The organism is Pseudomonas violetae, from assembly GCF_023072615.1.
Classification (GTDB): Bacteria; Pseudomonadota; Gammaproteobacteria; order Pseudomonadales; family Pseudomonadaceae; genus Aquipseudomonas; species Aquipseudomonas violetae.
Genome location: NZ_JAKNRW010000001.1, coordinates 108904 through 121842, shown reverse-complemented (window position 1 = coordinate 121842; position 12939 = coordinate 108904). Strand labels below are relative to the sequence as shown.

Below are 12939 nucleotides of genomic sequence, written 5' to 3'. Positions count from 1 at the left end.
ATTTGGACGAAAGTTTCCGCATGCGGAATCTTTTTGGGAAAGCCACACTTAACAAAAAACCAAAGTGCGGCCACCCAGGAGGCAATCAGCGGGCGATGGGAGCGATGTACTCGTAGCCCATTGGGAATGCCTTGCCACGTAAGTCCAGACTGGCGTTACCAGCGACAAATCCGGCACTCATGGCGTCGAGCCTGTTGTTCCACGCGTCCTTCTGTAATTCCCACTTGTCCTCACTGTCGACGTCTTCATCGCGGGGACGTCGGCCAGACACCAGTGACGCGGAGAAATTGGAGCGTGTGTGATAGCCCAACGATTTTTGATTTACCTGCGCCAATGCAATCCCGTCGATAGCGTCAGCGAGCTTACTGTCGATCTTAGTCGCGTAGATGGGGAGTTGTGGCTCCGTTAACGAGGATGCGTTCAGGCTGTTAATTCGCATCTCCTGACCGGTCTTGTAGTCGTGAACCACCACTCGGGACACCCTCTGCTCTGCGTCCAGAAAGATGCGCTCTCGGCGATCGATGCTGATCGTAAGCGGAACATCACCCACAAAGATGTCGTGTCGTTCCTCAAAACCTAGTACTTCAAATTCGAGTTCACGGGCCTTTTCAAGCTCTAGCCACTCAATGGTGAGGGTCACCACCCGCCGCTGTTCGAGCTTGATAAGCTTCATGCCGTAACGCCAGACCAGTTTGTAGAGCAACTGCTCAGACGCTGCGTGGACATACCCCTCAACTACACTGAACAGTTCGTCTTGCGTAAATGCCTTCAGAGCCTTTGATGTACGGACCTCCTTCCAGAATTTCTCAAGGACAAGGTGAATCATGGTCCCCTGAATTCGAGGATCCAGACCAACGATGGGTTCTGGGAACACGTCGGTGCGCAGGCGGTTGCGCACAAAGGAGAAGAACGGTGATTCCGCATAATCCTTGAAAATTCTCACTCCGCCTTTGATATCAGTGAGCTCCAGCTCACTGACTGGTGGGACGTGCTCTGTATCGAAAACATCGCGGTCCAGTTGGCCCATCAACTCGTCAAGAAAGTCTCCTTTCGTTTCCATAGCTGGTGCTGGTTCCGGCCAGGAACCGAACAACTCACTTGCGCCAATGGCTGCGCCCTTTTCGTTGTGGCTCGCGCAGGACACTGTGACATCACTACTGACGCTGAGCAGTGCAGCAACCACCGATTGGCCGTAAGCCAGCATCCCCTCGCTTGACGCTTCGACAATCCCTGCGTCAATTTGAAGATCCGTCGGGATAAAAGGCGATGGTTCCGCCCGGCCCGGCAGTACCGTGTTGGACGCGCCAACCACCCACAGTGCATCGAAGCTAAGGCCGATAGCATCTTCATACCCTAGGATCGAAACCGGTGCGAGGTGGCTAATACGCGGCTGAAACTGCCGCGTTTCAACGACCTCCCGAAGCCACGCCAATGCCCTGTCGTACTGAACGGTCCCCAACTGCGCATCAAGGGTACGGAACAGAGATAAGGCTTCGCCCCAAGCGTTGAGTGTCTGGAAATTAGCACTATCCAATGCACTTTGACCCGGCCAACCGATATCAGTAAGTGCTTCAGTGAAGTGGTCCGCCCACTCCGACGGGTAGCGGTTCACCTCTCCGTTCATGAGTTTTTCGAGGAGACCGCCGAAGCGCTTACGGAAATCGGGAACGGCCTCCCCCTTGTATGCCGCGATTGCTCGCAGGAAATCCTTCCCGCCCATGTTCAAACCCATATTGTCGCGGAACCACACGTCCATCAAAGCACGTTTTGATGACTCACCCTGGTGGCCAGCAATCCAGCGAGACCGAAGCACACGGCTAAATGTTTCAGGGTCCGCCTTATCCGGCGTCAGGCAGAGAATGTCCATCGCGGCCCGGATCATCGGGCGACTACCCAGTGTGGCTCCGCTTGAAATGTCCCATGGCGCTCGCACTTCACCATCCAGACCGGCGGGTAGCAACGAGCCAGGGCTCGTGTGGAGGCTCAATGCATCCAGCAGTGGACCTTTGATCGAACGGATGTCTGGAACAACGATTGCAAGAGATGGAGCCGCGTGAGGGGTTTCCACGAAGGGCTTGAGATGGGTACCCACCCATTGCGCGATCTCGAGCATCTCGCTCGCGCTGTTCTGGCTACGCACCAACCGGGGAGACGCTTTCGCACCTTCGGGCGAGATCATAGTCACGTCGCATCCGGCCATCTGCAAAGCGTCGAAGACTGCCTGTTCGGCAGGGTTCAGCTGAATCATGCCGACAATGACAATGCGGCCAGGCACCGCGACTTCGCCGCGCTGAATGGCCTTCAAAAGCAATGCTGGGAGGTGAGCACGGAACACCACCTGTTTGGCAGCGCAGACCGCATCGATCTGCGCTTTCCATTGGTAGAAGGCCTCAAACTCTTCCTTGAACCGGAATCGGTCGACATCCATAGCAACGTGATATTTGTAGGCAAGGGAATAGGCCAAGCCGACCCGCCGAGCTGCGTTAGTGGAGGAAATCATGTTGGCCGGCAATAGGCCAGACTGGTCGATCACCGATTTGACGGTGGCTAGCTCCTGAACAGGGAACAGCGGCTGCTCGTCAGGCATGAGTGCAAGCCAGGCGGACTCGATCCAAGTTGTGATCGTCATGATTTGCCCTTTTGCAAACCACGCCTTCTTCCCCCCCACCGCCTGCAACAGCGCGGCCTGCAATTTCATGTGGCGCGAAACACGTTCCGTCGACGCCAGCACAACTGTGCCGTCGGTGAGGTTGGCCAGCTCTTTGAGAAAGTTCATGCGGGTCTGATCTCCGGTTTTGATGTGATCAGATTAACGATGGACACCCGTGCCACCAGCCCAAAGCGGCGTCTCCCAATTATTTACAACTGACAGCCGGAAAAAGGGGCAGGTCCCACACACTATTAAGGTATCCGCTCCTTGCATGGTTACAACTATGTCGCAATCGAGTTTATCCGAGGCCACCGCCAGGATGCAGGTGCATTCCGCCGCTTCGCGCTTCAGTCTGGTCTATCAGCCAGTGATCAGCATCGCAGCCGGGAAGAGATCCGTAGTCGCCTTCGAGTCTTTGCTCCGAATTAATGGTCTAGGGGCTGGCGAGGGCACGGTCCAGTTCATTACCAAGGCAGAGTCCGACGGTAGCATTGTCGCGGTTGATCGCTGGGTCCTAAGCCAGGTTATCGCCCTGACCAGGGCCCGACCGCGGCTTTCAGTCTGGCTCAATACTAGCCAGCTTTCGATTGCGCACCCGACGTTCGTAACGGACGCGCTCGCCGCGATGAAAGCCGGTCAGGTAGTGGGGCAAGTGTCGTTTGAGATGACAGAGACGGCAGACGCTGATGAGAAAATTCTCGCGAAACGCCTTGAAGATATGAAGGTTCAAGCATTGACGGTAATGCTTGATGATGTCACGGACGGATTCGCGAAACGTGGGCTGCTACTCAGCGAGTCCGTGGCCGGTTGCAAGCTCTCTCGGCAGACGACTGTAGCCTTGCTGGAATCCGAACGCGTACGTGCGGAGGTCCAGCAGCTGGTAAAAGTTTGCCGCCGGTTAGGCAAGCGAATTGTCCTAGAGGGAATCGAGACAACTGATGAGCTGCGCCTTGCGATGGATCTGGATATTACCCTCTGCCAAGGTTACTACTTCTGCAAGCCAGCGAGCCCAGCCAATCTCCTGCAGTATCCCCAAATGCGCCCTGTTGGATAGGGCGCACTCTCAATGTCGCCTACCTAAATTGCTCGTCGCTGATGCGCCCACGTTTTTCTAACCATTGGTGAAGTTCCACTCGCGTGGCCTTCCGATTATTAATGTGGATCATTGCCGTTTGAGCCATAGTTTTTCGTTGCTGGGCATGCATCTCTTGCATTAGTTGCGGGAGCTTATCGGGACCATCCGAAATGATCTGACGCACAGAGTTAGTCACGGACAGCGACTCATAGATTGGCAAAGGATCACTCCGATCGTTGCCTCTACGAAAGACATGTTGCCACCACAGCCCACGGAGAGTTGTTGCAAGGATAGGTTTAAGTTGCGGGTCTAGGAGGGCTTGCATCCGGGGCACAATATCTACAGCACTGTCTGCGTGCAATGTCGCATACACGCTATGGCCGAGAGAGGCAGCTAAAACAGCAGCATTGGCCGTTATCGGGTCCCGGATCTCGCCAACCATAATAGTCTTACGGTACTGGCGGACGAAATCCTTAATAGCCTCTTCGAAGGAGTCCACATGCGTGCCGACCTCCCGTTGAATTACACTCCCCCCTTGGAACTCAACCTCAATGGGATCTTCGACTGTCCCTAGTGGGCCCCGCTTCGCGCGCCCAAGTTTGTCGATCGCGGAAATCATCGTGGTGGACTTGCCTGAGCCCATTTGGCCAGCAAAAATTGTGAGGCCAGTGCCTTCCATCAACGGCTGCAAAGCGGCCCAATCAAGGTGCAGATCTTCCTGGATACGGGGAATCTCACTCATCAGCTTCCGCATCGTGATACCCCAGCCGTGAGAGGAATCAGCCAAGATGCAGCGGTAGCGTTCACCGTTAAACGGCATGGTGAAGTTGGACGCCTTTCGGCGACTACCTTTAGCTTTCTCAACAACCATACGCTGAAAGAAGTCTTTCCACGCGCCAGGCGGAGGCCTCATGGCTTCGAACCGACCATAGTTGTCTTCCGCCTCAAGGACCTCCTCAGTCAAATAGATGTTGGTCGCCTCGCCTAAATTGAACGGGGGGTGGTCGAGCTTCGTTTGAATGAGAGTGTTCACCAGCTATCTCCTAATAATTTTGAACTGGCCAGCTTTAAAACTCATATCTGGATATTTAATAGTTCGGCTGAGCTTCCCTGACGTGGCCGTGTAAGCCTGATTTCCAACCGAGGGATCTAGACTTATTGCCAGACCAAATCATCGGCGCCGATTGACCGAAGCCTGGACGACCAGGGTAAATTCTCAATCGGGTGACATTGGTAACGAGGCCTACAGTTCTTTGATTCAGGCAATTCCGGCCCCGGGCGGGAGTGGAGACACCAATGAGGTTGCGAATCTCAATTGCCAAGCCAAGAAGAGGTAGTTGTTCCGTATTTGATTGAGTTAGAACAAACATCGGCCGTCTCCGGGAACATTAAGCTTGACTACTACGGCGAGTCTGGCCTGGAGTAGCAGAGTTGGTGCAAGGTACACAGGTGAATCTGAATACAAATCAAGCCAGACCTGACGCAACTAACATGAAAGTCAGCGCGAGACTTCCTCATTCAAAATGCGTTTTTGGTGGATCACCCAGGACGGGTACCCACTGCGTTTCTGTCGGGTGGTGACGATGACCCTGGTGAGACCGGATACTGTTTGAGTTTGATAGCCGCCGTAGTTGTCCTCTCGGAATGGAAGATCAACCGCTACGTAGCATCGAGCGGCGTCAAATTTCACTAAAATTTGACTGCGCAGTGGGTTGGTCGATGCAAGGTAATAGTTCTTTGAGAGCAGAGCCTGGAGCGCGGATGTTGAGGACCAGTTAGCTAGCGAGCCGTAGGTATGTGTGTACCGACCTGCCCCATCTACAGCCGTTGATAGTGCCTTGGTCCGTGCGATCTCACACACTTGGAGAACCAACTTCGCCTGCTCAATTGAAGCGTCCGCCTTCGCTTCGGTAAAACGCTGAATCGTTGGCGGCAAAATAGCTGCCGCCAAGACAGCGATAACGGCTATGACGACGATAATTTCAAGAAGGGTAAACCCCCTCTGGTCGCGACGACTGATCACATCTGCTTCATCGCGGAATTGAGGTTCACGATCGGCATATAGAATCCGATAGCAAACATCAGGATCGTGAGAATCATCATGCCAAACCCCACCAACGAAGCTGCTCGGCTCACCCGGGCAGAATACTGCAAGTAATAGGCGCGCAGTGCTTCGCTAAGATTGGACAGAATCATATCGCGCCCACCAGGTCCCTGTTCTTCAAAGCCCAAGAGGTTTTGATGAAGAATCGGAGGCCACTCGGGACTATCAAAGACATCGGCCAGTTGCCGGCCCTCAGTCAATCGCTCTGCGGCCTCCCGGTAAAGACGATGCGTAAGCCCTTTTGACCGGGTAGCCAGAAATTTAAAGCTTTGGAGGTTATTGAAACCACTCGATAGCAGCAACTGATAGGACGTTACAAAATTCAGACCCCGAGAAACCTTCATCCGCTCATTGATGAACGAGAAGACTGGGAGGGTACGGATGTTCTCCCATATTTTTTCCCGAAACATCAGGAGACCGCCAACTATTGCGATTACAAAAATTGAATACTGGGTGTATACCATGTGCAAAAACATGATTATCTGGCTGAGGCCGTTGAGCTTTAGGGGAATTCGCTGAACGTCGATAAAGTCATGCAGGGTACCGCCAGCCCACAACGGGATACCAATCATAAACAAAAGACCGAGCACCGAGTACAACAGGCCCTGCTGCATCGCCTTGCCGAACTCTTTCTTCGCGTTGATTCGTTCCTGAAGAGCTTTGGCCGCTCTGAACAGCGATTCAGCCAACCGACCAGCTTTGTCCCCCGCATCCGCAATAAGAATGGCGGTCTCATCGAATCTCAGGGCCTCGAAATATTCCTTAGGGGTTTCGCACTTGTCGAGATCCACGTACGCGATGCCCAATCGTTGGTAGGGAACCGACTCTTTGATTGCCTTCCCGAATGTTTTCCCGGAAGCCACCTTTGAGCCGATCGCAGAGAGCATTAATACTTGCTCTACGGGTGGAAATTTCCGCTCGAAGGCAGCCTTGATTGCACCCAGATGGTCAATTTTGACTTCATGGATGTACTGACGGGGACGCCCTGAGAGAGTAATGGCTTGCTCGCGACTTTCAGCCACGATCGTTGGACAGGTCTCGATTGAACCCGAGTCTCCAATGTAGCGAATTAGCCAGTAAGCCATTCTCTCAAACCTCTATTAATTGCAGCGGTAGACGACGGTAACGGACGCGTTGGCAGTCGCCAAAGCGCTTTGCACGTTGTTACTTTGATTCAGGGCGGTAGCAAGGTTGGAAGCAGTTGCCTGGTCGGTCGAATCGATGGTGTAGTTGATAGTCACCTGATTCGTCGAAACGTTGCTAACTGTCCACCCAGTGTTCCAGACGGTAAAACTTGGCAGACCACGCGCTTCGAGCAGGCTCTTCGTCACGACTGCGGTGCTGCATTGGTTGGTACGAGACACCTGGCGGGTAATGGCGGACGGGAAGTCCTTTTGAAGCTGAGTCAAAGCCGCACTGAACTTGGCGTCTTCTTTGTTCTGCAGCAGACCAGGGAGAATGAAAGCGGCCAACATTGCAACGATCGCAATTGCAATCACGATCTCAAGGAGCGTAAACCCCTTTTGTTTGTTGCGTGGAGCGGCTGTCACTTGATCTTGATGGGTCATGATTATTTCTGCCTTGATGTTTACAACTGGGGTTGGGTTTTCAATGAAGCTGCGTTCTGGGCTGCGGGGAGCTGTGGTCTATTGCCTTGCATTTGCGCCCCGGGCGATCCGCGCCCGCCAATGCGATCAGTCATGTATGGCCGTAGAGTGAGTTCCAACTCCGCCAAACTCGTCATCCCTGATTTCACTAGTCGCAATCCGTCATCCCATAGATCTAGGAATGAACCGTTTGCAATTGAGGATCGTCTCAGAAGACTCGGACTCACGCCATCCAAAATGGCCTCTTGAATTTCAGGCGTGAACTCAAGGATCTCTAGAACACCACAGCGACCCTTCATGCCACCTGAATCCACACCGCAAAAGCTGCATCCAGCCGGATTCCCGCGATAGACCAGGGCGTCCGGGTCTTCGCTGAACACTGGGTTTGAGCCGTAACGCACGTGCTCCTCAGGCACGCTCCTGAGTCGGTACTGGATTTTGCACTTCCCGCACAGACTGCGGACCAAACGCTGAGCAGCGAACGCGGCTGTGTTGGTTGCGATGATGTCCGACTGAACGTTCATCCGCTCCAAACGGCCGATCGATTCGTGGGCGTTGTTCGTGTGCAAGGTTGTCAGCACGAGGTGACCGGTCATTGCAGCCTTGTACCCAAGGTCTGCGGTTTCGTTGTCACGCATTTCGCCAACGCCAATCACGTCGGGATCCTGACGCAGGAGCGAACGGAGCGCGTCAGCGAACGAAAGGTGCGGGCCGCACTCGGTATGAGTCATCCCCTCATGGTGGATCTCAACCGGTTCCTCAATCGTGTGGTAATTCTTGTCGGGGTTGTTTCGGAAAGCGTCGAGAAGAATTGCTGCCAGCGTCGTCGTTTTTCCGGAGCCTGTAGGTCCCGTCAGCGCAATCAGTCCATTCGGTTGATTGCCTAAACGCTTTAGGATGGCGATGTTGCGAGGCGATAGACCTAACCTGTCCAAGTTCGCAAGCTGTGTATTGTTACCAAGTAACCGCAATACGATTTTGAGCGTCTTATCAGTCCCGCGCTGGACTGGAATAGAGCTCATCCGCAGGTTGATCTTTTTGTTGCCGGTGATCTCAAAGTCGAACTTACCGTCCTGCGGCGTCATAGTCTCTAACGTCAAGCTGCACAGGTTTTCGATCAAAACCCGGCACAAAGAATCGTGATGGGTATGTGGGTAAGTTCTGATTGTGCGTAGCTTTCCGTCGATCCTGTAACGAACCAGGATTTTGTCACCTTGTGTAGGCTGCAGGTGGATGTCAGTAGCATCACGGGAAGCTGCCTCACGGATGAGGTCATCAATCCGCTTCTGGGCGCGCTGCTTCGCCTGCTCAGTGTCTACAACACTGACATCTTCGTCATCAATATCGAGATTACGCAGACCATCGAGCTTCGAGGGACCGATAACGCCGATTTTTAAGTCCCCATCGTACTTTAGCTGGCCGTCATGCTTCTTCTGCCGGGCCCAAGCAAGCGCGGAATTAATTGAACGTTGGTCTAGCGGATTGGTTAGAAAGACCGTCCCATCGTAAACACAAAAATTCTGGGTCCCGTCCGGCATAAGAGCCTTTCGGCCAGCCTCAACTTCGATGAACGCTTGTTTATTTAGGGCAGCCGATACGGCAGCAACCAATGCCTCCTCGTTGCTGGCCATGCGGCTGAGATCGGGGATGATTGATTCCACGCTTTCAGAGACAGCGTGAGCGTGCGCTTGAGAGGGCGTGATTTTTTTCTCAGCGACCAGGAACCCTAAGATCTTCTTCTGCTGTCGCTCTATAGGATTCATTCTCGGCTCCAAGCTCATGTTCAATCTTCCGCGTAGCGCTTAGGGTTGGTCCAGTCGATGGCCACTACTTGGGTGCCTTTGGGACCTTTCAGCCAGGCGCGATCCACGTCGAAACGGGTCAGAGTCAGGTCGTATACTTTCTCGCCGACACGCAATACTCGGTCACCCTCGTTCGTCCGAAACGTCACCGAGTCACCACGTATCTGTTTAAGGGACAGAACCTTCTTAATCTCCTCAACTGGGGCCAGGTCCTTCTGCGCAGTTCCCGTCGCAGCCCCAGGCATTGGTGGCCTCTGTTGTTGGGAAAATGGTGACCCCGGTGAAGGGGGCATTGAGCCAGCAGTAGGCGGTTGATCTAGCATGAATGGCATCGCATTGGGCGCAAGGGGAGTGCCAGCCTGGAACGGGTTACCGTCCCCTGGGCGTCCTTGTTTTCGGACTTGGATACCTAACTCCTGAATGTTTTCGATACCCAGAGGATTTCCGTCGGTATCAACAATAAAGTTCGAATCCGACATCTCTTTCCAGAACTTCGCCATTTCAGCCTGAAACTTCAGCTGGTCGCGTTTGAACTCCATCGCGTTAAGTGTTTTTTGGCGATCCAAGACCTGATCGGCTTCGTCGGCGATGGCGGCAGAAGCTGTGCAGATCGCGAGAGCGCAAAGTGCAATATTGGAAAAAGACTTCATCTCAGGTCCCTACGACGGTGATGGTTAACTTCATGATTCCGCCTGTGATCGAGTAGTCGTACAGGAACGCCGGAACCTCGGATTGGATGTTTCTCGCTATCCGCATAACTACTCGGGGATCGCCGGTTAGCGTGGCTGCCCAATTGCGCAATGGGCCCGTGTAACCGGTTGTCTGCTCACCTTTAGATTCATCATCAAGTGGCTTGAACTGGACCCCGCTAACAAGGGAGATCGCGTTGGCGGTTCGCCAGGACGCTTCAAGTTTGGGCAGGACCGGCAGTTTGTTGATCGAGTCAATATCGCCCTGCAGATCATTTAGAACCTTGTCGATCTGCGAGTAATCCGTAGGGAGAACGCGTCCCTCACTCAAGTACATTGTCACTTTCAGGCTGACGACCAACACCGCGAGGATTGCGATGTACATCGCACCAGTAAAAATCGGCTCGGACCGCGCATACTTGTGCTTCTGTCTAAATCCGCGGCTTAAGAAGGAGAGCTTAATTTGACACCCCCGGAGCATCTGCTGAAACGGTAAGCAGGTAACGCATCTGCGGAGTCAACTCGACTTGCACGCCGGGAATCTTTCCTGACAGATTTGCGGGGAAGTTTGGGCGCGTCAGGAAAACGTGCGTTGCAGGAAAGGCATTGACATGGCCGCCGACTGTGGGAGTTGAAATCCTCGAGTCATACGCCAGGACAGAATCAATACGATCCATCACTTCCGAGTTGTCCGGCCTTACCGGCAGTCGCTCCTTCAGTAGAGCTTCGGAACGAGCCTCCAAGGCCTGGCTTTGTTGCTTCTTCGAGGTGTATTCAGCCATGTTCATCCGGTACACCGTGAACATGCTGTAGTTGTAAACAGCGGCAGAGGCGACCAAGACTACGCAAACCGAAATTGCCAGGTACCAACGTTTAGTGCGCTCACCCTGCTTCTTCGCAAATAACTCGACACGGGTAAATGCAGGGTTCGCGGGTAGCTTAAGGGCAGATACGTCCACGCGAATCCGCGTGGCCTCCGGCAGGTCAAAGTCATGCAGGTCTGCAGCGTAATTATCAATGTACTCCGCAGACATCCGGATATTGGCAGGGTTGTCATAATCCGACTCCTGCTTCATCTGCAGGTATAGACCACCACTTTCACTGGTTGGAAAGATTACAACCTGCTTACCAAGTGGCACCTGGTCATTCGCGAACAACAGTTGCCAGAGACCGTATACGTTGGTCCCTGGGAAGTTTTCCCGCAGAGTCCGTAACTCGTTCTCATCGATATAGATAGCAGGACGACCGTCCGCAGCCATCGTTTCGACAACCGTAAGCACCTCAGCATCGCGCCCGGACGCGAGGACATCAGAACCTATCGCATCACGGAAGATGATGACCTCTTGGCCTTCAATCGTGATCGGTATCCCAAGCTGAAGATCGGTCATTACAACGCCCCTTCAACCAGCGTTGGGGTTACTACCAGGACCAGTTCACGGCGCTCAAGGGAATTATTAATACCCTGAGTCAACGGGTTCAGGATTGCCTTGGCCACTAGATTTTGCCAAGGCAACTGGCGCAGGGCCTCATTCATGCGCTTGGTAATCAGACCGCCCAAGTGCACAGACTGACCCGAAGACGTGATGAGTTGCGTGCTAAATTCCTTCAAGTTCACTCGTGGAGTCTCGAAGGAATAGTCACCGATCGTGATTGTGTCCGGATCATTGAGGTTCGAGATGACTGGCCACACATCAACCAGGAGGCGATCATTCTCAAGTACTCGAACCGTAACACTGAGGGTCACGCCGATCTTCAAACGGCCTAGTTTAGGGGTCACAGTGACGTTGCCACTTTCATCCTGGGACTGCTCGACGTCCACGATATAAGTCAGCTCTTCACCTGCGTAGATTTGGGCAGGGACACCATTACGGACAGTGATGTTCGGCTGGTCCTTCAACTCAACGCGGCCGTACTGCTCGAGGAATTTGACCAGCGCCGACGCGTTGACCTTTGAAGACTCGTAGGTGCCCTGGACGTTCCAAAACGGGTCGTCACTAGCGGGGGAGGTGTTGAAGAAGTTCAGGCCCAATGGGTTGCCATTGACCGTTGAGTTGATCAACACGTTCCAGTCGATTCCCTTCTGCTTACCATCAGTCAGCAATACATCGTAGGCTTCAACTTGAACGTTCACGACCTTCGTCGACTCGGCGATCGCCCGCTGAAAGTAGCGATCCAAAACCTTCATTTTCGAAGGCCGCCCGCCCGCCGTCACTATGCCTACTGAACGAATGCCTTCTATATACGCAGGTGCTTGTTCAGAATCGCCCGAACCACCTACGAGAAGCATCGGTTCTTGTACATCAAAGTCGAGCCCGGAATTGGAGCGCCCTCCTCCAACGGAGGCACTCGCCGCGCCGGCGGAGGCTCTTGGCCCCCCGGCCTCAGCTTTATCGCCAGACGCGCCAATAATCTTCCTGGCGCCTTCCATGATTTTCGTCCACTCATCTTCCGAGAGACTAAAGCCGATTACGTTCCCGGTTGAGTTCCCAGTCTGTTTGTCGTCCTCAGTATCGCCGGCTTTCGCACCGCGGGTCTGGGTCGAAGCGATGACGTTGTTCACGTTGCGGGTTGAAGCAAAAGCGGCAAGGTTCCACTCTCGCGTTTCGAAGTTGCTGATCAGGACTCGGTTACCCTCGATCTTGATGTCCAGATCGCGTGTACCTTCGATGTACTCAATGAAGTCCTGAAGCTGCATGCCGTTGGCTGCAACATCGATGGGTGAATTGAGGTCGACCTTCCCACGAGGAATGATCGAATAACCGGGGAGCGTCTCCTGCAAAACGCTTCGCAGACTGATGCCCTTCTGTGTAAAGAAAATTGGCTTACGCTTTGCCGCGTCCTCTGTCCGGATTTCGCGGACATAGGTATTTCCACGCAATGCCTGCATCTTTTCCTGAGCTTCAGGCCGTAGCGCGCCGTGCTGCGACTCTTGGGAAAAATCAAAGCTGCTCTGGCAACCCAGTAGCCCTGTAGCCAGTGATAGTGCAAGTACGATCTGCTTGAGCTTCATAT

At 53.7% G+C, this 12939-nt stretch carries 11 protein-coding genes; 1 reads left to right on the top strand and 10 read right to left on the bottom strand.

All coding sequences use genetic code 11. The annotated features are described in order from the left end of the window. Positions 1–85: 85 nt before the first annotated feature. The gene (locus L9059_RS00595) at positions 86–2776 is read right to left on the bottom strand and encodes a PD-(D/E)XK nuclease family protein (protein WP_247285724.1); all 2691 of its coding nucleotides are present in this window, start codon (positions 2774–2776) and stop codon (positions 86–88) included. Between the two features lie 157 nt (positions 2777–2933). On the opposite strand from L9059_RS00595, the gene L9059_RS00590 reads away from it, so the two are divergent. After that, positions 2934–3704, top strand: a complete 771-nt coding sequence (locus L9059_RS00590) for an EAL domain-containing protein (protein ID WP_247285722.1) — start codon at positions 2934–2936, stop codon at positions 3702–3704. A 19-nt stretch (positions 3705–3723) separates the two neighbouring features. Here L9059_RS00590 and L9059_RS00585 read toward each other — a convergent pair whose 3' ends face one another. From L9059_RS00585 to L9059_RS00545, 9 genes are all read right to left on the bottom strand, one after another. Further along, positions 3724–4758 carry an ATPase, T2SS/T4P/T4SS family gene (locus L9059_RS00585; protein WP_247285720.1) on the bottom strand — a complete coding sequence of 345 codons (1035 nt, stop codon included), beginning with the start codon at positions 4756–4758 and terminating at the stop codon, positions 3724–3726. Positions 4759–5223: 465 nt separating this feature from the next. Next, on the bottom strand, positions 5224–5748 hold the full coding sequence (locus L9059_RS00580) for a prepilin-type N-terminal cleavage/methylation domain-containing protein (protein ID WP_247285718.1): 525 nt from the start codon (positions 5746–5748) through the stop codon (positions 5224–5226). Further along, entirely contained in the window at positions 5745–6914 is a 1170-nt protein-coding gene (locus L9059_RS00575) for a type II secretion system F family protein (RefSeq protein ID WP_247285703.1), read from the bottom strand. The genes L9059_RS00580 and L9059_RS00575 overlap by 4 nt, the downstream gene beginning before the upstream one ends. A 15-nt stretch (positions 6915–6929) precedes the next feature. Then, complete coding sequence (locus L9059_RS00570; protein ID WP_247285701.1) at positions 6930–7397, bottom strand: prepilin-type N-terminal cleavage/methylation domain-containing protein; 468 nt, start codon at positions 7395–7397, stop codon at positions 6930–6932. Between the two features lie 20 nt (positions 7398–7417). Then, on the bottom strand, positions 7418–9199 hold the full coding sequence (locus tag L9059_RS00565) for a GspE/PulE family protein (protein ID WP_247285699.1): 1782 nt from the start codon (positions 9197–9199) through the stop codon (positions 7418–7420). A 20-nt stretch (positions 9200–9219) separates the two neighbouring features. Further along, positions 9220–9888, bottom strand: a complete 669-nt coding sequence (locus L9059_RS00560; protein ID WP_247285697.1) for a hypothetical protein — start codon at positions 9886–9888, stop codon at positions 9220–9222. A gap of 1 nt (position 9889) precedes the next feature. Beyond that, the gene (locus L9059_RS00555) at positions 9890–10312 is read right to left on the bottom strand and encodes a hypothetical protein (RefSeq protein WP_247285695.1); all 423 of its coding nucleotides are present in this window, start codon (positions 10310–10312) and stop codon (positions 9890–9892) included. A gap of 73 nt (positions 10313–10385) precedes the next feature. Continuing rightward, the gene (locus L9059_RS00550) at positions 10386–11315 is read right to left on the bottom strand and encodes a hypothetical protein (protein ID WP_247285693.1); all 930 of its coding nucleotides are present in this window, start codon (positions 11313–11315) and stop codon (positions 10386–10388) included. Further along, complete coding sequence (locus L9059_RS00545; protein WP_247285691.1) at positions 11315–12937, bottom strand: type II secretion system protein GspD; 1623 nt, start codon at positions 12935–12937, stop codon at positions 11315–11317. Before L9059_RS00545 ends, L9059_RS00550 begins: the two co-directional genes overlap by 1 nt. Between the last annotated feature and the right edge of the window lie 2 nt (positions 12938–12939).